22 protein-coding genes are annotated in these 25,555 nt (G+C 58.2%); 5 read left to right on the forward strand and 17 right to left on the reverse strand.

Annotated features, from left to right (window positions below):
- Positions 1-66 precede the first annotated feature (66 nt).
- The 3 genes from RV1423_RS28765 to RV1423_RS25535 form a co-directional block, all read right to left on the reverse strand.
- Entirely contained in the window at positions 67-3,237 is a 3,171-nt protein-coding gene (locus RV1423_RS28765; protein ID WP_051516959.1) for a filamentous hemagglutinin N-terminal domain-containing protein, read from the reverse strand.
- Positions 3,238-3,291: 54 nt separating this feature from the next.
- A complete protein-coding gene (locus RV1423_RS25530) occupies positions 3,292-4,953 on the reverse strand; it encodes a ShlB/FhaC/HecB family hemolysin secretion/activation protein (RefSeq protein ID WP_051516960.1) in 1,662 nt (553 codons plus the stop codon).
- A 654-nt stretch (positions 4,954-5,607) separates the two neighbouring features.
- Positions 5,608-6,339 carry a GntR family transcriptional regulator gene (locus tag RV1423_RS25535; protein WP_034303190.1) on the reverse strand — a complete coding sequence of 244 codons (732 nt, stop codon included), beginning with the start codon at positions 6,337-6,339 and terminating at the stop codon, positions 5,608-5,610.
- A 159-nt stretch (positions 6,340-6,498) separates the two neighbouring features.
- On the opposite strand from RV1423_RS25535, the gene RV1423_RS25540 reads away from it, so the two are divergent.
- Both RV1423_RS25540 and RV1423_RS25545 read left to right on the forward strand, forming a co-directional pair.
- Complete coding sequence (locus RV1423_RS25540) at positions 6,499-7,746, forward strand: FAD-binding oxidoreductase (protein ID WP_034303142.1); 1,248 nt, start codon at positions 6,499-6,501, stop codon at positions 7,744-7,746.
- 16 nt (positions 7,747-7,762) lie between these two features.
- Positions 7,763-8,761: a 4-hydroxyproline epimerase gene (locus RV1423_RS25545; protein ID WP_034303144.1), complete on the forward strand. Its 999-nt coding sequence runs from the start codon at positions 7,763-7,765 to the stop codon at positions 8,759-8,761.
- Between the two features lie 93 nt (positions 8,762-8,854).
- Here the strand turns inward: RV1423_RS25545 and RV1423_RS25550 are convergent, their stop codons facing one another.
- The gene (locus RV1423_RS25550; protein ID WP_231502511.1) at positions 8,855-9,925 is read right to left on the reverse strand and encodes an amidohydrolase family protein; all 1,071 of its coding nucleotides are present in this window, start codon (positions 9,923-9,925) and stop codon (positions 8,855-8,857) included.
- Between RV1423_RS25550 and RV1423_RS30705 the strand changes: the two genes are divergently transcribed.
- Complete coding sequence (locus RV1423_RS30705) at positions 9,902-10,117, forward strand: hypothetical protein (protein WP_231502512.1); 216 nt, start codon at positions 9,902-9,904, stop codon at positions 10,115-10,117. The genes RV1423_RS25550 and RV1423_RS30705 overlap by 24 nt on opposite strands.
- Positions 10,118-10,129: 12 nt before the next feature.
- On the opposite strand, the gene RV1423_RS25555 is transcribed toward RV1423_RS30705, so the two are convergent.
- The 7 genes from RV1423_RS25555 to RV1423_RS25585 all read right to left on the reverse strand — a co-directional run bounded on the left by RV1423_RS25555 (position 10,130) and on the right by RV1423_RS25585 (position 16,785).
- Complete coding sequence (locus tag RV1423_RS25555; RefSeq protein ID WP_197035006.1) at positions 10,130-10,834, reverse strand: ABC transporter ATP-binding protein; 705 nt, start codon at positions 10,832-10,834, stop codon at positions 10,130-10,132.
- Positions 10,835-10,836: 2 nt separating this feature from the next.
- Positions 10,837-11,592 (reverse strand): ABC transporter ATP-binding protein, encoded by a 756-nt coding sequence (locus RV1423_RS25560; RefSeq protein ID WP_034303146.1) that lies wholly within the window; start codon positions 11,590-11,592, stop codon positions 10,837-10,839.
- Entirely contained in the window at positions 11,589-12,476 is an 888-nt protein-coding gene (locus tag RV1423_RS25565; protein ID WP_034303148.1) for a branched-chain amino acid ABC transporter permease, read from the reverse strand. Before RV1423_RS25565 ends, RV1423_RS25560 begins: the two co-directional genes overlap by 4 nt.
- Positions 12,476-13,348, reverse strand: a complete 873-nt coding sequence (locus RV1423_RS25570) for a branched-chain amino acid ABC transporter permease (protein ID WP_034303150.1) — start codon at positions 13,346-13,348, stop codon at positions 12,476-12,478. Before RV1423_RS25570 ends, RV1423_RS25565 begins: the two co-directional genes overlap by 1 nt.
- Before the next feature lie 13 nt (positions 13,349-13,361).
- Entirely contained in the window at positions 13,362-14,579 is a 1,218-nt protein-coding gene (locus RV1423_RS25575) for an ABC transporter substrate-binding protein (RefSeq protein ID WP_034303153.1), read from the reverse strand.
- Positions 14,580-14,985: 406 nt separating this feature from the next.
- On the reverse strand, positions 14,986-15,885 hold the full coding sequence (locus RV1423_RS25580; RefSeq protein WP_034303156.1) for a dihydrodipicolinate synthase family protein: 900 nt from the start codon (positions 15,883-15,885) through the stop codon (positions 14,986-14,988).
- A 162-nt stretch (positions 15,886-16,047) separates the two neighbouring features.
- Positions 16,048-16,785, reverse strand: coding sequence for a GntR family transcriptional regulator (locus tag RV1423_RS25585; protein ID WP_306411232.1), 738 nt, complete (start codon positions 16,783-16,785; stop codon positions 16,048-16,050).
- A gap of 226 nt (positions 16,786-17,011) precedes the next feature.
- Here RV1423_RS25585 and RV1423_RS25590 point away from each other — a divergent pair, with 226 nt between their 5' ends.
- The gene (locus tag RV1423_RS25590) at positions 17,012-18,031 is read left to right on the forward strand and encodes an Ldh family oxidoreductase (RefSeq protein WP_034303159.1); all 1,020 of its coding nucleotides are present in this window, start codon (positions 17,012-17,014) and stop codon (positions 18,029-18,031) included.
- 63 nt (positions 18,032-18,094) lie between these two features.
- Here the strand turns inward: RV1423_RS25590 and RV1423_RS25595 are convergent, their stop codons facing one another.
- The 6 genes from RV1423_RS25595 to RV1423_RS25620 all read right to left on the reverse strand — a co-directional run bounded on the left by RV1423_RS25595 (position 18,095) and on the right by RV1423_RS25620 (position 25,035).
- Complete coding sequence (locus RV1423_RS25595) at positions 18,095-19,369, reverse strand: amidohydrolase family protein (RefSeq protein ID WP_034303162.1); 1,275 nt, start codon at positions 19,367-19,369, stop codon at positions 18,095-18,097.
- 80 nt (positions 19,370-19,449) lie between these two features.
- Positions 19,450-20,178, reverse strand: coding sequence for an ABC transporter ATP-binding protein (locus RV1423_RS25600; protein WP_034303164.1), 729 nt, complete (start codon positions 20,176-20,178; stop codon positions 19,450-19,452).
- Position 20,179: 1 nt separating this feature from the next.
- Positions 20,180-22,138, reverse strand: a complete 1,959-nt coding sequence (locus RV1423_RS25605) for an ATP-binding cassette domain-containing protein (protein ID WP_197035007.1) — start codon at positions 22,136-22,138, stop codon at positions 20,180-20,182.
- A gap of 14 nt (positions 22,139-22,152) precedes the next feature.
- Positions 22,153-23,043, reverse strand: coding sequence for a branched-chain amino acid ABC transporter permease (locus RV1423_RS25610; protein ID WP_034303169.1), 891 nt, complete (start codon positions 23,041-23,043; stop codon positions 22,153-22,155).
- Positions 23,044-23,346: 303 nt separating this feature from the next.
- Positions 23,347-24,498 carry an ABC transporter substrate-binding protein gene (locus tag RV1423_RS25615; RefSeq protein ID WP_034303172.1) on the reverse strand — a complete coding sequence of 384 codons (1,152 nt, stop codon included), beginning with the start codon at positions 24,496-24,498 and terminating at the stop codon, positions 23,347-23,349.
- Positions 24,499-24,624: 126 nt separating this feature from the next.
- Positions 24,625-25,035 carry a thioesterase family protein gene (locus RV1423_RS25620; RefSeq protein WP_034303197.1) on the reverse strand — a complete coding sequence of 137 codons (411 nt, stop codon included), beginning with the start codon at positions 25,033-25,035 and terminating at the stop codon, positions 24,625-24,627.
- Between the two features lie 270 nt (positions 25,036-25,305).
- Here RV1423_RS25620 and RV1423_RS25625 point away from each other — a divergent pair.
- Positions 25,306-25,555, forward strand: a 250-nt coding sequence (locus RV1423_RS25625; protein WP_155835292.1) for an NAD(P)/FAD-dependent oxidoreductase, incomplete at its 3' end; no start/stop codon positions are given.

Here is a 25,555-nt window from a genome sequence, read left to right on the forward strand (position 1 = left end):
AGGGATCGAAAGCAAGCGCCTGCCCAGGATACCGGCAGGCCTCGCAGCAAGATCATGATCAGGTTCTCAAAAGAATTCAGGAACGCCTTTGGGTAAACGAATCCCGCCATCGATAATCCGCAGGTACAGGTCGCCGGTTTGCGCTTTCAAGCTGTCCTTGCCCGTAGCCTGCGAGATCACCGCATTGATCTGCTCCACGCTACTATCGGTGCCTTTGACTCTGCCGATCGTCGATGCCGCGCGGCTGTCGCCGACGGCGACGGCAGAACCCGGGGCGATGGTCGTTGGCGGAGCTGGCGTGCGCAGGGTCAGGACGCCATCGACAAAGATGAGATCGTAGTTGGATGCGCTGAGGCCGCCCGGCCGGATGTTGTAATTGCCGGCATTGAGCGCGCCTTGCGCCGAGCCGCCGTAACTGAGCGCGCCGGTAAGGACGGCAGTACTGTCGCCGGCGACAAAGCCTGAATAGCTGACGCCGTTGCCGCCGCTATAGGCGACGCCATCGGCCACTTTGCTGTCGTTGCCGGCACTGACGACCAGGTTGGCCGGATTGATGCGCACGTTGGCCGCGCCATAGCTGATGTCGTAGCCGTCCTGGGTCGAATAGAGGCCGGAAATCGCCAGCGTATTGTCGGCAGTGCTGTAGTTGCCGACATCTTTGGCTGTGCTCGCATAGTGCAAACTGCCCAGCAAACCGGCGCCGTTGGAGACGGTATAGGCGCTGCTGCTGCCGATCAATGTGCCATCGTAAGTCTTGTCGAGGGTCGTATCGGCCGTCACCGTGACCGGCTTGAGGAAGTTGCGCAACAACGGTAAAGTACTGCCTTCGTAAATGCGCCATATGCTGCTGCCGCCACCGACCTTGCCGATATCCCAGCCGGCCGCGGCATAGGTGGCGGCACTGGTCGCTTGCGCGCTGGACAGGCCTTTGGTGAGGCTATCCACGACGCCGTCATTGCCGGCGATGCCGACCGGCGTGTTGGCCAGCAGCCAGAACGATGTCGCGATACTGGAATTGGCGCCGTTGTAGCCGGCCAGCCCTCCGCCATAACTCACTGCGGCGGTCACGCGACCGGCCGCGTAGGCATTGCTGATACGACCGCTGGCGACGTTGTACCCGACCAGGCCGCCGATATAGCTGTTACCGCTGACATCGCCGGTGGCGTAAACGTTGCTGATGACGCCGCTGCTGTTGCCGACCAGGCCGCCGACGAATTCATCGCCGCTGATGTTGCCGGTGGTATAGGCGTTGCTGATGATGCCGCTGCTGGAACCGACCAGGCCGCCGAGCGTGGACTGGGCGGTGACGTTGACGCTGCTGTGCACGTTGATGGCGGAGGTATAGTTCTGGCCGATCAGTCCGCCGACGTCATTGTGGCCGCTGACATTGCCGCTCGCATAAGAATTGTAGACCTCGCCGTAACTGCGTCCGACCAGTGCGCCGACGCTGGAATAGCCGCTGATGTTGGCATTGATCAGGCCGATGTCGCGAATCACGCTGCCGCCGGAGGTATAGCCGAACAATGCGGAGAAGTCGCTGCTGCTGCGATTGACGCTGAGGTTGGTGACGGTGTGGCCCAAGCCGGTGAAGATACCGCGGAATTCCATCGACGAATTGCCCAGCGGAACAAAGCCCAGCCCGCCGTTCCAACCCGCGGTCGCGGTGGCGTCGATGTTGCTGCCCAGCGCATAGTATTGATAGGTGTTGTTGAGGGTGCCGTTGACTGCTTGCAAACCGGCCAGATCGTTGATGACCTGATAGGTTTTGCCCGCGATCGCCAGATACGGATTCGCGCCCGAGAGCGTGATGACGGAATTGTTGAGTTCGAATTTGCCGACGCCGCTGCCCGGGTCGCCGCCGTTGGCGGTATTCGGGTTGATGACCAGCCCGGCGTTGTTGCCTGTGGCAGTGATATCGGCCCGCACATCGACATTGTTGGCTGCCGTCAGCGTCAAGGTCGTGCCGGCGCTCCAGGCGATATTATCCTTGACAACCAGGTCGCCCAAACCGGCCCCGGCGCCGCTGCTGCTTTGCAAGGCGACATTGGTATTGGCGAGATTGGACGACAAGGTCGCGCCGCTGATGTCGCCGCCGCTGGCGGCGACCGTGAAGTCGTGCGGATCGACCAGCCAGGTGCCGGTTGTGCCGCTGGTTCCGGCATTGGCCAGGGTGCTGACGCGGGCGCCGTCGTCGATTTTCACCTGGGCCGCGCTGGTTTCGATGAAGCCGCCGTTGCCGCCCACGGGAGCGGAAGCATCCAAGGTTCCGCCGACCCGCACCAGGCCGTTGCTCATATCTCCCATGAGGCGGATCCGGCCGCTGCTGGCATCGATCGTCCGCGCTTCGATTACGCCCTGATTATTGACCACTGCCTGGATCAGGCTGTCGGCCGCCTTGGCGGTCAGCAGGATATTGCCGCCATCGGCGCGGATCAACTGCTTGTTCTCCGCCAACGCCTGCAAAGCGCCCTGGTTGACGGTCACGCCGAGCAAACCGTCGCCGGCAAAATCGAGGGTGACGTCGCTGCCGGCCGCCAACGCGACATTGCCGAGCCGCGCCACCAGCGTGCCCTGATTGCTCACCTGCCCTCCCAGCAAAGCGACATAGCCGCCGTCTGCGGCAGTGATAGTCCCCTGATTGACGACGCTGCCGGCGACGCCGCTGAATCGATATTTTCCGGACATGAAGTCGGCATCGCTGAGATTCAAGGTCGACGCCACCAGTCCGCCGACATTCACGCTGGCGCCGCTGCCGAACAGAATGCCGTTGGGATTGATCAGGAATACCTTGCCGTTTGCCGTCAGGTTGCCGTAGATCTCCGAAGCGCCGCTTCCTACGACACGATTGAGCGCCACGGAATTGCTGCTCGGCTGGACGAAGTTGACGCTTTCGCCGCGGCCGATGCTGAAGCTGTCCCAGTTGATCGCCAGCTTGTCGCTGCCCTGTGCGATCGTGGTGGTCCCGCCGCCGGAATTGATGCTACCGGTTCCGCTGCTGACGACGCCCCCAGTCGGCGCAGCCAAGGCCAGCGGTGCCGCCAACACCTCCAGGACCGCCAATCCGGCCAGCACAGCGACGACGGAGTATGTGACATCACAGGAGTGATGCTGCTTGCGGCAGGCAATGCGCGTCAACTGTCGCAGCGCCGACGCCACCGCTCTATGTATGAGCGTTTTATCTTGGCGCTGTGATTGGAAATGGACTGTTGCGTCTTTCGGATGGCGGTAGCGAAGCATTGCATTCTCCTTCGGGTCGATTGGTTACATCACGCTGCCAGGAACCAGGCAGTTCTAGAAAGACTTACTGAATTGCATCCACAATCTGGGCATCCTGTCGCGCTCCGCTGTCGGCGCGCCATCGGTGCGCCACGACAACGTGGCCTGCAGGCGATAGCCGTCCGGATGAGTCCAGCTTGCGCCCAGTCCGATGCCGGACAAGGTGCGCAAGTTGGCGCCGTCGGCTGCGATTGGGCTGTGATTGAGACGGCCGCGCGCGAGGTCGCCGAACAGCAGCGCCTGCCATTGCGATGTAATGCTGCGACGCCATTCCAGGTTCAGCATCAAGGCATCGTCGGACGGCGCTTCGCCCGAGGGATAAGCACGCACGCCATAAGGACCGCCAAGCGATATTTTTTCCGCCGAATCAAGATTGCCGCCGGCGACTTGCCCGCTCAGTTGGACCAGCAAGCGGTTGGCGTCGTCGAGCCGTTGCAAGCGCGCCCATTGCATGCTTCCCTTGATGAAACTGCCCTGGCTGCGATGACCGGCGGCGTCCAGATCGGCGCTGTTGCGATCCAGCTTCAGGTTGCCGACCGTCACGCTGACGCTGCCCTGGCTCTGGGCGCCGCCGTTGAAGCCGTCGGTGGCGTCGCCAAAAATACCGATCGTGAAATTGTTGAGATGCTTTTCGCTGCCGTCGCTGATCAGGTCGATGCGATCCACCAGCACTTTGTTCTCGAATCGCAACTGGCCGTTGAGATTGAAGCTGCGACTGCGCACGAGGGGATGCGTCAGGAAAATGCTGCCGATGCGGGCGGTGCCATGCGCATCGAGCGCCGAAAAATCCTCTCCCAGGCGATAGGCCATGGAGGCATAGGCAACCCCGACCCGCGTGCCGACGTCGTTGACCGGCAATTGCCAGGCGACGCGACCGTAGTTGAATTCGCGGCCGGAAGTCATCAGGTTGATCTGTAGCTGGTCGCCGATGCCGGATGGATTATTGAGCGCAAGGTTACCGCTGACGTGATATTGCCCGGTATAGCGGTTGCCGTAGTTGTCGATGCCGACGTCGGCGTCGACGCGGCTGCCGTCGCTGACGGTGACGTCGAGATCGGTGGCGCCGACGGCGGCGCCCGGCATCAACGCCGAACGCACGACAATGCCGGGAATGTCGCTGAGCAGCAGCAAGCTGCTCTCCAGTGAGGTTTTCCGTAACACCTGATCCATGCCGATCCGCTCTAGCCGCCGGCGTACATCGGCATCGCTCAAGCCTGAGGAATTGTGCAAGCGGATATCGCCGAGCCGGCCTTCCAGTACATGGATTTCGATATTGCCGCTGTCGATATGCTGTTCAGGCAAATAGGCGCGCGCCAGCAAGTAACCGTGCTGCCGGTAAAAGTAGGTTACCCGCGCCACTGCGTCAGACAATGTTGCCAGCGTGCGGTCGCTGCCGCGCAGGTCGGCCAGCAAGTCTTGCAACTGCGCCTCGCTGAAGGCGCTGACGCCTTCGAAATGGAAGGCGACGACATTGAAATGGACATCGGTTTGAGACGTCGGTCCCTGTTCGGCAGGCTGTGGCTCCGGCAAGGCGTCGATACGGGGTCCGGGCAATGCCGGCAGCGGCCTGGCATCGTTGAGCAGGCGCCCAGCGTCGGGAATCGTTTGCGCCCGCAGCGGTGTATTCACCAGCGCCAACACGCCTGGCAGCAGCAGCACCGCGGTGCGCTGAATCAATGGGAGACACCTCCCCCTTCCCTGGCAGACAGGGTGGCTTGATATTGTGTTCACCGAATATTCCCCGATTCGTAATACCGGCAAATGCCGGCAGGAAGAGCGTGTCGTTTCCCCTGACCGCTCTGGCTTGTTCCCTGAAATCGACTGCACCGTTTCTGTTGCTGTTTTCTTGTTCAACTTCTACAGACAAATTGCCAGCAGGCACGGAGACAATTTATGCGATTTCTTTGCATGGGTTTCTCAAAAATTCTCACTTCCAAGTAGAAATGCCAAAACGACATGACAATGGAACAAGAGAACAAGAACGAGGAAATCGTGGGGAATATTGAGCGGGACAGGACCTCTCTCCGCTGAGTTGCGGCAAGATCGAAGTCGTCACGCCCCACGGTCTTGCCACAATGTTCGCCAACATTGATCTGCTTATTGATTTGCTTATTGAGCCCTGCTCTCGAGGCAGGCCCCAAGAATCTGAATCAAGATGCATCCGACATAAATGACCGGCATTTTTTATATTTTCGACTCGCGCTTGCGCTGCTTTTCAGTGCACAAATAAAAAAACGGCCACCGATGTTTATCGATGGCCGTCTGCATTTCGATCGCTCCGCTTTTGCAGCGAAGTCAATATGACGATAAGTTCAGATGTTCAGATGAACGCTAAGTTTTCTTGCCCTTCCGAACGGGTGGAGCTTCTTGTTCCTGCTCATCCATGAAAGTGCGCACGATGGCGAGAATTTGTTCGGCGGCGCCCTTGATATGGGCTTCCAGCGCGTCGCTGGCTTGTTTAGGCTTGCGCCCGCGGCAGTACTCAATCAATTGCATGTGCTCCTTGTGCGCCTGCTTTCGGATCGGCGCATTCACGATCTGGAAGCGGAAATAGCGCTCGGACTTGTCATGCAAGGCTTTGACCATGGCCAAGGCAGTCGGCTTATCCGCTGCACTGTACAGAACTTCATGCAGACGCCAGTTCAGGCTGCCCCAATTGTTCGGATGAGTCTGATCCATCTCGGCAACCAAGCGCTCAGCCTCGGCCAGGCCGGCTTCCGGAATTTTCCGGGCCGCTTCGTACAATAACCATGGCTCCAGTCTCAGGCGAATATCAAAAAGCTCCTCGACTTCACCAGACGACAGCAGAGAAACCATGGCGCTACGGTGAGATTTTTGCTCGACGAGCCCCTCTGAACTCAGAAGGCGGAATGCTTCTCGCAGAGGAATACGACTGACGCCGAGCTCTTCAGCCAACGCCTCCTGGCGCAATTGAGAACCGGGAGCCAGTTCACCGTTGAGAATACGGCTTCGCAGCTCGTTGACGACAAGCTCGACAGCGGTTTTTCGAACCAGGCGCCCATCCCCGTTCGAGGGCGAATCTGCAGCAGTAGGATCACTCATTTTGAAGGACTTATTAATTGACACTGCGTAGGATATCTTATAATCTGAAAAAAGAATAAAGGATATTGGATACAATTTATTATTCAATTTTCGATCGTTATTAAAACGGCGTCATTTATCGCAGCACGTCGGCAACCCGCATTATTGAATCGAAACTACATGCCTCAGATCACAATTGTCGGCGCCGGCCTGATCGGTCTTTCATGCGCATGGCGCGCGCAAATGAGCGGTTGGGATGTGACGATCATTGACCGGCAGTTTGACGGCGACCGCGCCTCCCACGGAAATGCCGGCGGCATTGCCGTGAGCGAATCGACGCCGATGGCCATACCAGGGTTCAGCCTCAAAGTCGCCAGGTGGCTCCTTGACCCTCTCGGCCCTCTTTCCATTCGCCCTGCCCACGCATTCAAATTGTTGCCGTGGTTTATTGCTTTTAACCAAGTCAATAAACCGGAGAATTTCAAAAGGCTGTCATTTGCCCTGGCCAGTCTGAACAATCGTGTTTATGACGACTTTCTCCCCATGCTGAAGGACTTGGGCATCAGCGATCATTTGCATCGGCGAGGCGCCCTGACCGTGTATGAAAGTGAGCGCTCGTTCCAGTCCGAAGCCGCGGAATGGGCGTGGAAACGCGAACTGGGCGTGAAATGGCGCGCGGTGAGCCGCGACGAGATTCGTGTGCTGGAACCGAATCTTGCTCCGCTATTCAGTCATGGCCTGATGATCGAGGATTGGGGCCATATCAACGATCCGAAGAAGATCGTCGAAGCGCTGCGCTCTGCGATCATTTCTCGCGGTGCGATATTGATCCCGGGAGAAGTCGCCCGGCTTGACCTGAGCAACCGCTCGCAACCGGCGGCAATCCATGTGAACGGAAAGCGCATTGCCGGCGACAAACTGCTCGTGGCAAACGGCGCATGGGCTGGCCGACTGGCGGCAACAGTCGGCGATCGCGTGCTGATTGAAAGCGAACGCGGTTACAACACGACGCTTCCGGACGAAAGCCGGCGTTTGCATCGCGAAGTTATTTTTGCCGACAGGAAGTTTGTCGCGACGCCGCTGCAAGTTGGCCTGCGCATCGGCGGCGCTGCCGAGTTTGCAGGCCTGGACGCCCCGCCAAACTATCGAAGAAGCGATGCATTGATGCGATTGGCTCGCCGCTACATCCCTGGCATGAGCGAGCAAGGCGCCCAACAGTGGATGGGAAACCGGCCGACGACGCCGGACTCCATTCCAGTGCTGGGTCCCTCCCCTCAATCGCCCAATTTATTGTATGCATTTGGACATGGCCATCTTGGGCTGACCCAGGCGGCGACGACTGCCGCTATCATTAACGATCTGATCTGCGAAAATCCGACGATGGACCTCAGCGAGTTCTCCGTCGCGCGATTTGGCAAAGCGGCGTAACTGAAAGGAATACATCATGAGCGACACTTTTTTTTGCATCGATGCCCACACCTGCGGCAATCCAGTGCGCATGGTCGCCGGCGGCGCGCCTCTGCTCCAGGGGAACTCCATGCTAGAGAAACGAAAATTCTTCCTGGAGAATTTTGACTGGGTGCGCCGATCGCTGATGTTTGAACCGCGCGGACATGACGCCATGTCCGGTTCCATCCTTTACCCTCCCACGAGGCCGGATTGCGACATCGCGATTCTGTTCATTGAAGTCAGTGGCTGCTTGCCGATGTGCGGACACGGCACGATCGGCACCGTGACCGCGGCGTTGGAACACGGCCTCGTTCGTCCCAAAACACCCGGACTGCTGAAACTCGATACGCCCGCCGGTCTGGTCGAGGCAAAATATGAAATGAAGGATGGCCGGGTCGAATCGGTCAAGTTGACGAATGTGCCCTCATTCCTGCACAGTACCGGCCTCTCCGTTGAGGTGCCAGGACTCGGCGAAATCTTCTTCGACGTCGCCTACGGTGGAAATTTTTACGCGATCGTCGAACCGCAACGTCATTTTTTCGGAACCAGCTCGCTGAGCGTCGGCGATATCCAACGCTACAGTCCTCAGTTGAGGACGCTTGCCAATGAAAAATACAAATTCACCCATCCCGAGCAACCGGAGATCAAAGGCTTGTCTCACGTGATGTGGACCGGCAAACCGACTGTCGAAGGCGCTACAGCCAAAAACGCCGTTTTTTACGGCGACAAAGGAATCGACCGCTCTCCTTGCGGCACAGGCACCTCCGCACGTATGGCTCAACTGGCTGCACGAGGCGACTTGCGCCAGGGCGACGTCTTTGTCCATGAGAGCATTATCGGCACGCTCTTCAAAGGTACGATCGAAGGTACTGCCAAGGTCGGCGGCATCGATGCCATCATTCCCGGCGTTGAAGGTTGGGCGCGTGTATTTGGCCATAACACGATCACCGTCGACAAACACGATCCGCTATGGGAAGGATTCCTCTTGCCCTAGCGTCAACAAAGAGACCGGCTTGCACATGCGATGCAAGCCGGTCTCCGCGGACATCGCGCCGAAGATGTCCTATTGTCGAACAACCGGATCAGCTTAGCGAAGCCTGATTATCTTGCCTTCCTTCATCACCATATCAATGCGTTCGCCTTGTCCGGTCAACACGCTGATGTCGCTGAGCGGATTGCCGTCGACGAGCAGAAGGTCCGCAATGGCGCCTTCGGCGACGACGCCCAGGACGCCTTGCTTGCCGATAATCTCGGCGCCGTTGAGCGTGGCCTGGCGCAATACTTCCAGATTGCCGAGCACCCGCGCCCGGATAGTCAGCTCATCATTCTGGAACTCATGCATGTCGCCGAGCAGATCCGTGCCCAGCCCCATCTTGACGTTGTTGCGCTTCAAGGTTTCCAGGGCTTCGATCCCTTTCATCCGCACGATTTCATTTTTTTCAAGCGCCAGAGCCGGCACTCCCACCTGGGCGCCCACGCGCATCATCGCATCGTAGGTTACCAGCGTCGGCACCATGTAGGCGCCTGCCTTGGCCATCGTTTGAGCGGCTGCGTCGTCCACCAGATTGCCGTGCTCGATCGTGCGCACCCCCAACTCCACCACGCGCTTGATAGCGGCGCTGGTATAGGCATGCGCCATGACATACGTCTGATGCGACGTCGCTTCTTCGACGATCGCCTTGATCTCGTCGATGGAAAACTGCAAATTGCCGATCGGGTCCGTCTGGGAAGCGACGCCTCCCGACGCCATGATCTTGATCTGATTGGCGCCGCCTCTCATCTCCTCGCGCACCGCCTTGCGAACCTCATCGACGCCGTCGACAATGCGCCCGATGGCGCCGAGATTCCGGCAGCAACCGCAAGGGTCCGGGTCGCTGTTGTCGAAACGGTCCCGGAAATCGCCATGTCCACCGGTCTGCGAGAGTGCTTTGCCTGCGATAAACAGGCGCGGTCCCGCAATGACGCCGTCTTCAATTGATCGAGCCAGGGCGAAATCGGCGCCTCCCGCATCCCTGACGGTCGTGAAGCCGCGCCGCAGCATCCCGTTGAGAATCGGAACCGCACGCAACACGGCAAACGTATTCGGCAAGCGGCCATTCGTGCCGAGGTTGGCCACGGAGGCGATGACGTGCACGTGGCAATCGATCATGCCGGGCATCAGCGTCCGCCCTTTTCCTTCGATCACTTCGGCGCCGTCGATATGCAGATCGCCTTCTTTGATTTCACGAATGAGGCCGTTTTCGACGACAACCGAATACCTGCCGTCATCTTCGGGTTGGTCCAGATTCAACATCCGGACATCGCGTATTACTCTGATAGCCATTTTCTTGATTCCTTGAAAAGAAATTGAAAACCCGTCTTGCTAATGCTTGCCAATAAACAGATCGGCGGCGGCAGGATCGTTCAGCAGGTCAGCGGCGTCGCCTTCCATCGCTACTCGCCCCTGATCAATGATGTATCCCCGATGGCTGATAGCCAACGATTGTCGCGCGCGCTGCTCGACCATCAGCACCGCCGTACCGGCCTTGGGCAGCCGCTCCACATAGGTGAATATCTCTCCGACAAGCGCCGGAGAAAGCGCGGCGCTGGGTTCGTCAAGCAACATCATCTTCGGCTCGCGCATGAGCGCCCGCGCAAATGCCAACTGCTGGCGCTCCCCTCCGGAAAGCAGGCCGGCCTTGCGCTTGCGATGCCCGGCGAGCGCAGGGAACATCTCATACATCGATGCCGCCCGCTCCTTCTGACGACGTACGCCCTGCACCACCAGAAGATTTTCGTGCACCGTCAGGGACGGAAACACATTCGCCACTTGAGGAACATATCCGATACCCTGTTCCAGTCGGGATTCCACGCTTCCCTTCAGAATGTCTCGTCCCTCAAAAGAGATCGTTCCCGTCACACGAGGGAGCAATCCCATGATCGCCTTGATGATGGTCGACTTGCCGGCGCCGTTGGTGCCGGCAATGGTGACGATGTCTCCCGGGAACACATGCAGGTCAATTCCCTTGAGAATATCGACCTCGCCGTAGCCGCCCGTGATGTCGTGCATCTTCAATACTGCTTCCATCGCTAACTCCCCATGTAGGCAACGCGGACGGCCTTGTTTTCCAAGACCTCCTCGGGATTGCCGTGCGCAAGCAGCGCGCCCCGGTCCATCACGTAAAGATCATCGACCAGACGGTTCAGTGCTTCGATGTTATGTTCGATGATCAAGAAACCGATCCCGGTGTCATTGAGTTCCTTGATCCGTTGTGAGATTTCTTCGATCAATACGGGATTGACACCGGCATAGGGTTCATCGAGCAGGATGAATTTAGGATCTGACATCAGTATGCGCCCCAGCTCGAGCAGTTTCTTCTGTCCCCCGGAGAGTCCTCCGGCAAGCTTGTCAGCCACCGGCGCCAACTTCAGGAACTGCAAGACGCCCTGCACGCGCTCGCCGATTTCCGCCTCGGCCCGTCGGACCTCCGTCGGCGCGAACAAGAGCTTGATGAGCGATTCGCCAGGCTGCTTTCTGGCGCCGACCATGAGATTTTCGCGAACGGTCAGATGCTTGAATTCGCGCGGAACCTGAAAGGTGCGCCCAAAGCCGCAGGTGGCTCTTTCGACAGGCGACATGCTTTCGAAAGCCACATCGTTGAAGCTGATCTTTCCGGCGGTTTGCTTCAGGAATCCGCTTAATACGGAAAACAACGTGCTCTTCCCCGCGCCGTTCGGACCGATCATCCCATGCAAACCGGCAAGGCTCATCTCCATCGTGACGCCATCGAGCACCTTGAATTCGCCATACGACAATTCAATGCCGGAGGTCTTCAATGATGTCAATTTGCACTCCTTTGGCCAAACAGGCCTTGAGGCCGCCAGCGCATAAACAGGATCAACAGCAATCCAACCACGCCCAGTTGAACGCTCGCCATGGCGACATCCGATACGCCCGGAATGACGCCGCGCAGGAAGCGGGAACCCTCGAGCAGCACAACGAGCAGAATGGCTCCCGAGATTGAACCAAGCAGGCGCGCAACGCCGCCCACGATGATGGCGATCCAGACGTAGAACGTCACCAGGGGAAGAAACTGATCGGGAACGATGTACGTGATGTAGTGGGCATAGAAGGCGCCAGCAAGTCCGGAAACGGCGCCGCCGATCACAAGAACCTGGGTCTTGAAACGCGCCGGCGCTTTACCCAATGCAGTCACCGCAACCTCGTCATCGCGGATGGCCTGAATCGTCCGGCCGTAGGGACTTTGCGTGATGCGGCGCATCACCAGGGCGGTAACGATGTTCGCGGCGATCAGCGCCGCCAGCAAGAACAGTTCGCTGGCCTTGCCGCTCCAGGTCGGCCATAGGCGAGGCACGCCAGACACCCCCTGAACGCCGTTGGTCAGCCACTCTTCCTTCACGATGATCAATCGGATGATCTCGGAAAATCCCAAGGTGACGATGGCAAGATAATCATCCCTCAGTCTGAGCGCGATGCGTCCGATCGGCCAGGACAGCATCCCGGCAAGAACCATTGCGGCGGGAAACGACAACCATGCCGGCCAGCCCGCCTTCAGGGTCAACAGCGAGGTGGTATACGCACCGACGCCGAAGAATCCGACTACCCCGAAGTTGATGAGTCCCGTGAAACCATACTGAAGATCCAGTGCAAGCGCCAGCAGCATATAGATCGACATGATGATCAAAATGGTGGTGATATAACTGGTCATCAGCGCACTCCCTGAGATCGGTTGAACAGTCCTTGAGGACGCAAGAGGAGAACCAGCAACATCACGACGTAGGCAAGCGCGATCTTGTACACGAATCCGACAAACGGCGTGGACAGTTCCTGGGCCACACCGAGCAACACAGCGCCAGCGACGGCGCCGACGGGATTGCCGAGGCCGCCGATGACTGCGGCTGCGAAAGCAGGCAACAGGAGATTCCATCCCATTTCAGGAGAGATCGCCGTACGCACGCCAAGGACCGTCCCGGCGATTCCGCATACGGCGCCGGAGACAGCCCACATCATGACCATCGCGCGGTCTTTATGAATGCCGCAGACGCGCCCCAGATCCGGATCGTCCGCCAGCGCGCGCATGATTCTGCCGATAGGCGCGATATACAGCATTGCAAAAACCGCGGCCAATACCAGCACGATCAGGCCGGCCAACACCAGATCGGTCGGATTGATGAGTACGCCGCCCAGATTGATCGCCCGGGTCAGCGGAAGATTGAAGACCTTGGGATCGTGACCGAAGGTGATACCCAGAACGGATCGAATAAAAAAACCGACACCGATCGACGTCAGCAACAAGGTAATCACCGAACGGCGGATGACCGGCTTGAATGCCAGGAAGTAGACGAGAAGCGAAGTAATCGTGCCGGCAATTGCACCGCCAATGCCACCCAGAATAAGAGACCCAGTCAAATTGAACGCAAGCAAACCACCCACACCGCCGGTGGCGACCACATCTCCCGTTGCAGCATTGGGAAATCGCGCAAGGCCGTGCACCAGCGTTACCGCCAGTGCCGGAAGGGCGATGAGCAGCCCTTCCACCAGACCATTGAGCGCCAGATTAATATAATCAGCGAAATTCATCGAACAGCCTCTGTTACAACTTGACTATGTACTTGCGGACCAATTTACCTTTTTCGACGAAGGAAGCCGCGAAATCCGGCGTGACGTCATTGTTTTCATCGAAGTTGAACGCGCTTGATGCGCCACTGTAGGTGATGCGCGTACCTGCTGCCAGGGCCTTTTTACCGTCGGCAAAGTTGGTGACGACGGTGCCGCCGGTCGTGCCGATTTCGTGGACCTTCTTCGCGAGCACCTCGCCGGTGGCGTTAGGACCCAGCGCCTGGACCGCGAGCGCAAGAATGATGACTTCATCGTACGACATTGCCGCATAGACGTTGTCTTGCGCCTGCATGCCGGTCTGTTTCGCAAAGCGCTCCGCGAAGCTCTTGTATGCAGGGGAATCTTCCGCCGAGATGGATTCGACGGAAATGATTCCCTCGGTGACTTCCGGTCCGAGCGCTTTCAGGAGGTCTGCGTTGGCGGCCCAACCCGGGATGATCCAACGCGTCGGCTGGCCGGTCTGGTACCACTCGCGCAGGATGATCGTGGTGTCCGCGAGATAGGAACCCGTCACAATCACATCCGGTTTGGCGCGGAGCACTTCCTGCAGTTCGGAGCGATACGTCGGACGGTTCGGCTCGTAGACAACGCTGGCAACGACGCTCCCCTTCGCCGCCGTCCACGCTTTCTTGAAGCCGTCGGTATTGCCGACCCCCGATGCATTGTTGAATGCCATCGTTGCCGGACGTTTGAAATTTTCCTTCTTGGCGATCTGCGCGAATGCGCGGCCGAAACGCTCGTTCGTGGCCTGGAAGCGGAACCCCAGTTTCTTCGCGTTCGCCGGTGCGATGCTTAAGGCAGGTGCGCCGGCGGCATGCATCAAGAGCACATTGGAATCATTGGTGATCGGGATAACCGCCAAAGACTCGCCGGAACTCCAGGCGCCTACGATCGCTTTCACTTTCTGCACTTCAATGAGCTTCTTGGCGCCAAGCACCGCCGCTTGCGGATTCGTCTGGGAATCCTCCGCAAACATTTCAAACTTCGCGCCCGCCGCACCGCCGGCGCCGTTCACTTCTGCAACCGCCAGTTGGATCGCTTTCAGCATGCCGGCACCGTATGGCGACCCGGCGCCAGTGACCGGATTCAGGGATCCGATCTTAAACGACTCCTGCTGAGCCCAAGCGGGAATCACACACTGAGAAGAAATAAGACCAGCAATAGCTACAGTCAATAATTTGCGACGATTCATGACAACCTCCTTGGATTAAGCTTCGAACTGCATAATAATTTTGGATACAATATATTATTAGAGCAATATCTATACCTGCCCGCTGCCGCTTCCGGAACGCCCTTCACCCCTATTAAAATCCCGTCGCCTTCCATGTCGCTCCCATTGGGGGCAATGTGATGCACTTAAAAAATCAGGGCTTTGCACCGATACCGGGCGAGTCTTCTATTTTTGATGTTTGTCGTGCTGCGCGTGCGACGAAAACAAGTGAAATTACCGTGCCGGCGACGACAAAGAATGTCGCCGGACGAGCGAACAAAAGATTCGGCTCATACTGCAATGCAGCCACGGAATAGCATGGCGACAACTTCGTGCGGATCTGAGGGAACATGAAGTTGTCTGATCAGATTACTACCTGATTTAAAAATTACGCACTTGCCTTCAAGTCGCTGATTGTTTTTTCAACGATGGCGATAATGCGCTTGCGTTCTTCGCCTTCAAGCGCCAGCCGCGGCGCTTTGACTGTTTCAGAGAAGCCGGCGATGATATTTTCAGCCAGCTTGATGTACTGAACCAGTTTCACATGCGTATCCAGGTGGAACAGCGGCGTCAGAACGCGATACAGTTTGCGAGCCGAGGCGAAATCGCCGGCGACAGCGTCGTTGAGCAGTTTGACCGATTCTTTCGGAAGCGCATTGGCCATGCCGGAGACCCAGCACGTGGCGCCCAGGGCGACGCTTTCCAGAAGCAGGTCGTCAACGCCGCAGACGACAGCAAAACGATCGCCGAATTGGTTGAACAGATCGGTGACGCGCGTGGTGTCGTAGGACTCTTCCTTGATGGCGGTAATGTTCTTTTCAGTCTTCAATTGATCGAGCAATTCAGGCGTCAGATCAACACCATAGCCACGCGGATTGTTGTACAACAAGATGTCGATCGTCACGGCTTGGGCGACAGCGCGGTAGAACGCCACGGTTTCACGCGCATCCGACTTGTATGTCAGGCCGGGAAAGACCATCAGGCCGTCGACGCCGATCTCTTGAGCCGCGCGGGCAAAATCAACGGCACCCTGGGTGCTGGTCTCGGCAACGCCGGAAATCACAGGGACGCGGCCGGCGACGGTTTCCTTTGCGATACGCAATACCTGACGCTTCTCTTCCGGCGACAGCGATGCATTCTCGCCAACCATGCCCATCATCACGATGCCGCCTACACCGGCATCGATCAGACGCTCAAGTCCCTTCTTGATCGCGGCTTCGTCGAGCGCGCCATTTGCTTGCAGTTTTGTGGTGACTGCCGGAAATACACCTTTCCAGAGAACGGACATTGAATACTCCTGTTTGTGAAGAAATAAAGTGATCAGGCCGATCACCTGATCTCACGATCATCCTGTACCGCGAGCGGTGATTCTCACCCGTCGTCGATTTAAGTATATTGTATCCAAAAAATATTTGTAGAATTTTTTATAGATTTTTTGCGGCATCCGTTTCTATCCAGGCAACCGGACGGCTGCTTTGGCGCCGACAGCGACCTCATCTCCCTCGTCCATCAGTTGCCTGACAATGGCAAGGATTTGCACCGCAGCATCCTGAATATGATGTTGCATCACCTCACGCGCAACCTTGCCGTTGCGCTCCCGGCAAGACTTGATCAACTGGAGATGCTCGGTGCGGGATTGCTTCCGGATCGGGGCATTCACGATCTGGAAGCGAAAATATCGTTCGGATTTATCGTGCAAGGTCTTGACCAGCGCCAATGCGGCAGGCTTCTCGGCGGCATGATAGAGAACCTCGTGCAATTGCCAATTCAAACTCCCCCAGCGCTCCGGCCTGACCTTGTCCATTTCGGCAACGAGCCGCTCGGCCTGCTTCAACACCTCCTCTGAAATCTTCGCGGAAGCCTCCTCGATCAGCCATGGCTCAATCTTCTGGCGCAGTTCAAAAAGTTCTTCGACTTCAGACGCCGACAGCATGGAAACAAATGCTCCCCGGTGCGGTTGCAGCTCGACCAGGCCTTCCGAGCTCAGCAGGCGGAAAGCTTCTCGCAGAGGAATCCGGCTGACGCCGAGTTCTTCCGCCAGCGCCTCTTGCCGCAACTGGGATCCCGGCGCCAGTTTCCCGTTGAGAATTCTATTGCGCAGCTTCTCCGCGACCAGTTCAACGGCTGTCTTTCGGACTATTCGACGCCCTTCGGATTGCGACCGATTGGACGAGGAGGAAGTGTTCATGGCCATCAAGCATAGTTATTGACACGTTTAAGGATATCTTATAATCTCATTTTAGAATATTGAATATTGCATCCAATTTACATTATTCTTAACATCCAATGTGCTTCCGACTTCCCGCCGCAAAAACATTGCGCTGCGCTCTTCCTCCCATCCGGGTTCAGGATTTTATTTCCTGCCGAGTCGCTTTTGACGATCGGCACGGCCATCAATAACTATCAGGGATCACATGAACGAACCAGTTAATTTATCCTTGGCCGAGGTCCATCGACTTGCGGTTGAAGTACTTGAAAAAAACGGGCTTGGCAGCGACCATGCCCATGCCATTGCGAAAGTGATTACGGCAGGAGAGCGTGACGAATGCTATTCGCACGGCGTGTACCGTCTGATCGTGAGCGTGAACACGTTAAGGCAAGGGAAAGTCAACAAGACGGCGCGGCCCGAGGTTATCGACGTCGCACCGGCGGTTGTCAGAGTCGATGCGAATTTCGGATATTCCCAGCTCGCCTTCGAAATGGGGGCCGAGTATCTCGCCGAAAAAGCCCGCAAGGTCGGGATAGCGGCGCTGGCCATTAACAACTGCTTCCACTTCTCCGCCCTCTGGCCTGAAGTTGAACATTTGGCATCCAAGGGACTGGTCGGTCTGGCGCTGACGCCAAGCCATAGCTGGGTCGCGCCTGCCGGCGGCACCAGACCTGTGTTTGGCACCAATCCCATCGCATTCGCCTGGCCTCGGCCTGGGGGCGTGCCTTATGTGTTTGACTTTGCGACCAGCGCGGCGGCAAGAGGAGAAATTGAACTGCATCGCCGCAGCGGCAAGGCGATCCCGTTAGGCTGGGCGGTTGATGAAAACGGTGCGCCGACCGACAATGCCGAGTCGGCGCTGGCCGGTGCAATGCTCACCTTTGGACAACACAAAGGCTCTGCCTTGTCTTGCATGATTGAATTGCTTGCCGGCCCTCTGATCGGCGACCTGCTGAGCAGCGAATCCCAAGCACTTGATGCGGGGGCCGGCGCCACGCCCTGTCACGGCGAGCTGATCCTCGCACTTGATCCGAAGGTATTCTTGGGCGGCAATGTGAAAGCGAACTTCGAGCGGGCGGAAAAGCTGTTTCAGCAGATTACCGGCCAGGGAGCGCGACTTCCATCGCAGCGCAGATTCGATGCCCGAATCCGCAGTCAGGAAAAGGGCGTATTTGTGCCGCGGAAACTATTCGATGACATACGCGCCTTGATTCCGCTCTCCTGAGTCAGGCAGGCCGCCTGCAAGAGCTTCGCACCGATTCAAGGGTGAGTCCCGCGCATATCGGACTTATCTTCCCAATCTGAAATCCACTTCCGCAGCACGCCCCGGCAAGTCGAGCTGCGCCCGGACCGATGCCGCACGACTGACGACCTTGCCGCGCCGAATGACAAATCGCCGCGCCGCGCGCAAGCGGATTGCTTCAATCGGATCGGCTGCATCCAGCACGACGAAATCGGCATGGCAACCGATTTCCAGGCCATATCCTTCCAGCCCGAGAATGCGGGCCGGCGTTTCGGTCACGGCCCGGAAACATTCGCGCATGGCGTCCTGCCCGGTCATCTGCGCGACATGCAAGCCCATGTGCGCCACTTCCAGCATGTCCGCCGAGCCGAGGCTGTACCAGGGATCCATCACGCAATCGTGACCGAAAGCCACATCGATGCCGGCCGCCAGCATTTCCGGCACGCGCGTCATGCCGCGCCGTTTGGGATAGGTATCGTGATGTCCTTGCAGCGTGATATTGATCAGCGGATTGGCGATGGCGGCGACGCCGGATTCGCGTATCAGCGGCAGCAGCTTGCTGACGTAGTAATTGTCCATGGAATGCATCGACGTCAGGTGCGAGCCGGCTACCCTGCCCTGCATGCCCAGCCGTTGCGCATGGTATGCCAGGGTCTCGATATGGCGTGACATGGGGTCGTCGGACTCGTCGCAATGCATGTCGACGCGCAGGCCTTTTTCGGCCGCGAATTCGCACAGAATTTTTACCGATTCGGCACCGTCGGCCATGGTCCGTTCGAAATGCGGAATGCCGCCGACCACATCCACACCCATGGCGATGGCGCGCTTCAGGTTGGCCAACGCCGTGGCGCTGCGCAGCAGGCCGTCCTGCGGAAATGCGACGAGTTGCACATCCAGATAAGGTGCAACCTGTTTCTTCACATGCAGCAAGGCTTCGACAGCGAGCAGACGATCGTCGCAAATGTCGACATGCGAGCGAATCGCCAACAAGCCGCGTGCAACCGCCCAGTCGCAGTATTGCAGCGCACGGTCGATCAGCGCCTGTTGCGTCAGGTGCGGCTTCAGCTCGCCCCACAGCGCGATGCCCTCAAGCAGGGTGCCGGACGCATTCACGCGCGGCAGTCCGTAACTGAGCGTGGCGTCCATATGGAAATGCGCATCGACAAAAGGCGGCGTCACCAGGTCGCCGCCGGCATCGATTTCTTGCGCGCCGCGTACCGGGAGTGCAGGACCGATGGCGGCGATGCGACCAGCCTTCACCGCGATGTCGACATGTTGGCTGCCGTCAGTCAGCGTAGCGTTGCGTATGACCAGGTCCATCTGGCATGCCTCCTTAATCTGCCCGGCGCACGGCAAGCCGGGCGCCGGCGTATCCGGTTGCCGGCCTGGTAATCTGGAACTTAGTGATGCGTGCCACCGCCGAGATAAGCCGCCTGCACCGCCGGGTCGTTCTGCAATTTGTCGGCCGGGCCGTGTACGGATATCCTGCCGTTTTCCAGCACGTAGCCGTAATCGGCGACGTTCAATGCGGCAGCGGCGAATTGCTCCACCAGCAGCATCGTAATCCCCTGCTCTTTCAGGCGCAAGATGATGCGGAACACTTCTTCGACCAGGATGGGTGCGAGACCCATCGATGGTTCGTCGAGCAAGATGACTTCCGGGTTCAGCATCACGGCGCGGGCCATGGCGAGCATTTGCTGTTCGCCGCCGGACAAGGTGCCGGCCAGTTGCATCTGCCGCTCCTTGAGGCGTGGGAACAGTTCCAGCGCGCGTTCCAGGTCGCGGTTGATGTCGCCCTTGGGACGTGATCTGGTGAAACGCGGAAAAGCGCCGAGCAGCAGGTTGTCGATGACGCTCATGGTGGCGAAGACGCGGCGGCCTTCAGGCGAGTGAGCCAGGCCGGCGCGCGCGATCTTGTGCGAGTCCTGGCCGGTGACATCCTTGCCACCCAGGGTGACGGTGCCGCCCTTGGGCTTGATCATGCCGGAGATGGCGCGCATGGTGGTGGTTTTGCCGGCACCGTTGGAGCCGATCAGGGTGACCACTTTGCCTTTCGGCACATCCAGAGAAATGCCGTGCAACACTTCAACCTTGCCGTAAGCGGCCTGCAAATTCGAAATCGTCAACATCTCAAGCTCCCGCGGTGGTTGGGGTGGAATCACCGGCGCTGCCGCCGAGATAGGCTTCGATCACCTTGGGGTTGGCCTGCACTTCGGCCGGCTTGCCTTCGGCGATCTTCTGGCCGAAGTCGAGCACGGTGACAGTGTCGCAGATCGACATGACGACGTCCATGTGATGCTCGATGAGGATGATGGTGATGCCGACATCGCGGATCTTGCGGATGATGGCGACCAGTTCCTTGATATCGGGCGCGGTCAGGCCGGCGGCCGGTTCGTCGAGCAGCAGCAGGCTCGGGTTCAGGCCGAGCGCGCGGCCGATTTCGAGCAGGCGCTGTTTGCCGTACGGCAGGTTGCGCGCTTCTTCGTTGGCAAGATCGGCGAGACCCACGAACTCCAGGATCGCAGCGGCGCGCTCGCGTGCGGCGCGCTCTTCACGCTTGTAGCGCGGCGTCTGAATCATGACGTCGGCGACGTTGCTGTTGAAGGTGTGATGCAAGCCGACCAGGACGTTCTCCGTGGCGGTCATTTCACCGAACAACTGGACGTTCTGGAAGGTGCGCGCCACGCCGCCCAAGGCGATCAGCGACGGCGTCTGGCCGGTGATGGCGCGGCCATCGTATTCCACTGCGCCGTCGGTCGGGCGATAGATGCCGGTCAGCACGTTCATCATGGTGCTCTTGCCGGAGCCGTTCGGCCCGATCAGGCCGTGCACGGTGCCCTTGCGGACGTCGAGGTCGACCTTGTTGAGCGCCTTGAGACCGCCGAATTGCATCAGCACCTGGCTGACTTTGAGCAGGGTTGCGCCGTCTTCCTTGACGGCTGCCGTGGTGATGACGGCTTCGGCCTTGTCGCCGGCAATTTGCTGCGCCAGCGGGACACGTTTGCTGAACACGCGACCGAACAGGCTGCGGCAAAAACCGACGATGCCATCCTGCAGGTAGTAGACCACGAACAAGGTCATCAGGCCGAAGATGGTGAGACGCCAGTCGGTGATGTTTTCCAGCTTGTAGGAGAACGCGGCCATCAGGATGGTGGCGACGACCGGCACGGCAATTTCACGCGGGGTTTTGGTTTTCTTGACGACCGAGGCGACGCTGCCGAGGACGACGATGACGGCGGCGACAGTGGCGATCTGGCGGAACAGATCTATGTCGGACAGCAGGCTGGGCAACATCACCACGATCAGCGCGCCGATCAGCGAACCGATGCGCGACTTGCGGCCGCCCATGATCACCGCCAGCAAGAACAGGATGGTCAGTTCGAAGTTGTAGGTATTGGGCGAGATGTACTCTTCCGAATACGCATACAGGCAACCCGACAAACCGGCCAGCGCGGCGCTGATGATGAAGGCGTAGACCTTGTAGCGATACACCGAGACGCCCATGCAGTCCGATGCGATCGGACTGTCGCGCAACGCCTGGAAAGCGCGGCCGAGGTTGGAGCGCAGGATGCGATGCACGACGATCAGCGACAGCACCATGAGCACGGCGACGACGTAGAAGAATTCGACTTCATCGAGTTTGACGCCGCCGAACATCGGCTTGGGAAGCTTGACGCCCATCGGCCCGTCGGTGAGGAAAGTCATTTCGTTGATGAGGATCTGGATGATGGTGCCGAACGCCAGCGTCACCATCGCCAGATAAGGACCGGTCACGCGCAAGGCCGGCAAGGCCAGTACCGCGCCGAACACCGCCGTGACCGCGATGCTGGCCGGCATGGTGATCAGGAACGGCAGGCCGAGCTTGAAGTACAGCACGCCGGCGGTATACGAGCCGATGCCGAACAGGCCCGCATGACCGAGCGATACCTGGCCGGTATAGCCGACCACGATGTCCAGGCCGAACAGCAGGATGGCATAGATCAGGATGGTTTCCGCCAGATGCAGGTAGTAGGGATTGCGCACCACCTGAGGTAGCGCCGCCAGCGCGGCAATGCCGAGGAGGGAAATGAGAAGGACTTTTTTGTTCATATTCATTACACCTTTCAGACCTTCTTGATCGCAGTTTTGCCAAACAGGCCTGCAGGTTTGACTGCCAGCACCAGCAACAGCAGCAACAACCCGGGGACTTCCTTGTAGCCGGTCGAGATGTAGAAACCTGTGACGGTTTCGGCGATGCCGAGGATCAGCCCCCCGACGATTGCGCCCATGCCCGAAGTCAGGCCGCCGATGATCGCCACGGCAAACGCCTTCAAACCTAGCGCCGCGCCCATGGTGGCGCCGGTCAAGGTCAGCGGCGCCACCAGCACGCCGGCGAAGGCGGCTGTTGCCGAGGAAAGTGCGTATGAGAATGTGATCACCATGCTGGTATTGATGCCCATCAGGCCGGCGGCGTCACGGTCATTCGATGTGGCGACGACTGCTTTTCCGTAGATCGATTTGCGATTGAAGATTTCCACCGCGAGCATCATTGCCAGAGCGCCGACCACCACCAGCACCTGCATCGGCTGCACGTTGGCGCCGAATATCTGGAACGGCACGCCCGACAGCGGACTTGGAAACGGCAGGTCGTCCTTGCCCCAGATGTTTTCCGCGACGTTCTTGAAGATGATGGCGAGTGCGATGGTCGACATGATCCAGCCGAACTCAGACTTGATCTTGATCGCCGGACGCACGCCTATCCATTCGACGAACATGCCTTGCAGCGCGCCGAAGACCAGCACCACGGGGATCATGAGCCAGTAGTTGAGGTAAGGGCCGCCATGTATGTTGCCGACCACCGACAGGCCGACCAGAGCCCCCAGCATCAAGGCTTCGCCCTGCCCGAAGTTCAGTGTGCCGGAGGTGGCGAAGGTCAGTTGATAACCGAAGGCAATCACCGCGTAGATCATGCCTAGCGCGACGCCGCTGAAAACCAGCTGTAACAGAATATCCATTATTTCTACCCAAAAAGCGGCTGCCATTGAATGGCCGGTTGAGTCTGCCGGATTCTTTTCGAGTACTGGAATCGGAAAATATGACGAGTGCTGCCGAGCAAGGCGCGCGCCCCTGCTCGCCTTCGCTTTGCAGACGTCGGATGCCGCCGCTTGCGGCGGGCTAGCATTCCTTCGTTACCGCGACATTTTTTTCGCTTCCGGTACAAGTTAAAAAATCGTCAACAGACTCTGCGAAAAAGGCCAGTCCCCGGATCGCAAGGACTGGCCTTTATGCTTTAACGACAATTCACACTGCCGTCAGATTTATTTACCGAGAATGACGCGGCCGTTTTTCACTTCGCCCATCACAACCATATTCGGCTTGATCGCTTCGTGGTCGGTATGCGAAAACGGTTTGTCGTAGGTAGTCACGACGCCTTCCACTTTGGTGTTCAGGCTTTCCAGGGCGGCGCGGACCTTTTCGCCGTCAGTGCTGCCGGCTTGCTTGATCGCGGCGGCCAGCAGATAGATCGAGTCGTAGCCTTGCGCTGCAGATACTGCGGAAGGAATGCGGTCAACCTTGTAGGCTTTTTGATAGGCTTCGATGAAGGCTTTGCGCTTGGGCGTATTGCCATCCTGGATGAAGGTTTGCGGCATGCGTGCGCCGTTGCCGTTCTTGCCGGAATTGTCGATGAAGTTGCCCATCGACAGCGGCCAGCTACCGATGATAGGTACATGCCAGTTCAGCTTCTCCATGCCGTTGGCGATCTGCGCCAGTTCAGGACCGATGCCATAGGTCAGCACGACTTGTGCGCCGCCCTGCTTGGACTTCAGCAACTGCGCGGTCATGTCGACGTCCTTGATGTTGTACTTCTCAACGGCGACCGGCGTGATCTTCTTGGCGGTCAGGACTTTTTCCAGATCTTCACGACCAAGCTGGCCGTAGTTGGTGGAGTCGGCCAGGATCGCGACCTTGGTGAATTTTTGCTTGTCGACCGCTTCATCGGCAATCATCTTGGCCTGAATGTTATCTGCGGCCGAGGTGCGGAAGATGTAGTTTTCCTTGTCTTTTTCGAATTGCTTGGTGATCACGCTGCCGGTGGCGACGTTGTTGATCACGGGAATCTTGGCTTCCTGATAGAAGCGTTGCGACGCCAATGCGACGCCGGTGTTGATGAAACCGACTGTGGCGACGACTTTCTCTTTGTTGATCAGCTCTTGCGCAACCTGGACGCCACGTTCGTTCTTCGCTTCGTCATCGCGTTCGACCAGTTGCAACTGACGTCCCAGCACGCCGCCGGCGGCATTGATGTCGGCCACTGCCAGCTTGACGCCGTCGCGCATGGAAGCGCCCATCGGTGCAGAACCGCCAGTGAACGGACCGGAGACGCCGATCTTGATCGGATCGGCAGCCTGGCTGGAAAGGGAAAGGCTCAGCAATGCTGCTGCAACCAGAGCTTGGGTCTTGTAAGTCATTTGTCTTCCTCCTGGGTTTAATTATGTTGGCCAGACCATCTTGTGTGGACTATCTCCTTCCGGCTTCGGATCACTCCGGGCCCCCGGTGTCGGGGCTGATTCTGTCGTATCTACCTTTCTCGAAACTTACAAACCTGTCAGAGTTCGGCGGATACTATCGGGCAGCGGCACCGACTTTTCTTGTTGGAAGTTAACCCACACGATCTTTGCGCCGCCTTCAGCATAAATGATTTCCGGCTGATCGACACGCCGGATCTCATAGGTAGTTTCCACACTCGAACGGCCGGGCTGCTTTGCGTACATCCGGATTTCGATGTCCGCCGGATATTTAAGCTGGCGCAGGAAACTGCAGTGCGCATTGACGATCACCGGCCCGAGCCCCTCCGCGACCATGTCGACGGCTGCCGCCTCGATCCATTCGATGCGGGTCTGCTCCATGTAGCGGAAATAGACCGTGTTGTTTACATGGCCAAAGGCATCCATATCGCCCCAGCGAATTTTCATGCAGGATGTATGGATCAATATCTTGTCGGTCATCGGTACGGCCTCCCTTTCGAGCATTCTGTGCAATTGTTGAATTTATTTCACCTGGCGTTTCAGAGCCCTTTGACAGGACGTCCGTCCCGCTCCGATCAGTTTCGACTCGCGGCCTGCCCAGCGCCATTTCCATACTTACAAGAGGGAAATCACATAAAATACTTGGCATCGCGGACATATTTTGTCGTTCAGACTAGCATTCTCTCGCAAAATATTGAACAATAGAACGATCGTTCGCAAAATATTCCAACCATAAATACGGGACACCCCATGACTCAAACTCAAGATTTGCTGGCGCAATACGGCCCGCGCGAAGCAATGGAATACGACGTTGTCGTTGTCGGCGGCGGCCCGGCGGGCTTGTCGTCGGCCATCCGCATCAAGCAGCTCGCCGCCGCAGCCGGCAAGGACATCTCGGTGTGCGTGCTGGAAAAAGGCAGCGAAGTCGGCGCCCATATCCTCTCCGGCGCGGTCATGGATCCGCAGGCGATCACCGAACTGTTCCCCGACTGGAAAGAAC

The sequence above is a fragment of the Herbaspirillum sp. RV1423 genome (genome assembly GCF_000577615.1).
In the GTDB taxonomy this organism is placed as follows: Bacteria; Pseudomonadota; Gammaproteobacteria; order Burkholderiales; family Burkholderiaceae_D; genus Herbaspirillum.

What these genes read in the sequence shown, in the direction of transcription:
- RV1423_RS28765 (WP_051516959.1), bottom strand. Translation starts at nt 3,237, where the DNA reads ATGCTTCGCTACCGCCATCCGAAAGACGCAACAGTCCATTTCCAATCA.
- RV1423_RS25535 (WP_034303190.1), bottom strand. Translation starts at nt 6,339, where the DNA reads ATGAGTGATCCTACTGCTGCAGATTCGCCCTCGAACGGGGATGGGCGC.
- RV1423_RS25540 (WP_034303142.1), top strand. Translation starts at nt 6,499, where the DNA reads ATGCCTCAGATCACAATTGTCGGCGCCGGCCTGATCGGTCTTTCATGC.
- RV1423_RS25545 (WP_034303144.1), top strand. Translation starts at nt 7,763, where the DNA reads ATGAGCGACACTTTTTTTTGCATCGATGCCCACACCTGCGGCAATCCA.
- RV1423_RS25550 (WP_231502511.1), bottom strand. Translation starts at nt 9,925, where the DNA reads ATGCCCGGCATGATCGATTGCCACGTGCACGTCATCGCCTCCGTGGCC.
- RV1423_RS25555 (WP_197035006.1), bottom strand. Translation starts at nt 10,834, where the DNA reads ATGGAAGCAGTATTGAAGATGCACGACATCACGGGCGGCTACGGCGAG.
- RV1423_RS25565 (WP_034303148.1), bottom strand. Translation starts at nt 12,476, where the DNA reads ATGACCAGTTATATCACCACCATTTTGATCATCATGTCGATCTATATG.
- RV1423_RS25570 (WP_034303150.1), bottom strand. Translation starts at nt 13,348, where the DNA reads ATGAATTTCGCTGATTATATTAATCTGGCGCTCAATGGTCTGGTGGAA.
- RV1423_RS25575 (WP_034303153.1), bottom strand. Translation starts at nt 14,579, where the DNA reads ATGAATCGTCGCAAATTATTGACTGTAGCTATTGCTGGTCTTATTTCT.
- RV1423_RS25580 (WP_034303156.1), bottom strand. Translation starts at nt 15,885, where the DNA reads ATGTCCGTTCTCTGGAAAGGTGTATTTCCGGCAGTCACCACAAAACTG.
- RV1423_RS25585 (WP_306411232.1), bottom strand. Translation starts at nt 16,785, where the DNA reads ATGAACACTTCCTCCTCGTCCAATCGGTCGCAATCCGAAGGGCGTCGA.
- RV1423_RS25590 (WP_034303159.1), top strand. Translation starts at nt 17,012, where the DNA reads ATGAACGAACCAGTTAATTTATCCTTGGCCGAGGTCCATCGACTTGCG.
- RV1423_RS25595 (WP_034303162.1), bottom strand. Translation starts at nt 19,369, where the DNA reads ATGGACCTGGTCATACGCAACGCTACGCTGACTGACGGCAGCCAACAT.
- RV1423_RS25600 (WP_034303164.1), bottom strand. Translation starts at nt 20,178, where the DNA reads ATGTTGACGATTTCGAATTTGCAGGCCGCTTACGGCAAGGTTGAAGTG.
- RV1423_RS25605 (WP_197035007.1), bottom strand. Translation starts at nt 22,138, where the DNA reads ATGAACAAAAAAGTCCTTCTCATTTCCCTCCTCGGCATTGCCGCGCTG.
- RV1423_RS25610 (WP_034303169.1), bottom strand. Translation starts at nt 23,043, where the DNA reads ATGGATATTCTGTTACAGCTGGTTTTCAGCGGCGTCGCGCTAGGCATG.
- RV1423_RS25615 (WP_034303172.1), bottom strand. Translation starts at nt 24,498, where the DNA reads ATGACTTACAAGACCCAAGCTCTGGTTGCAGCAGCATTGCTGAGCCTT.
- RV1423_RS25620 (WP_034303197.1), bottom strand. Translation starts at nt 25,035, where the DNA reads ATGACCGACAAGATATTGATCCATACATCCTGCATGAAAATTCGCTGG.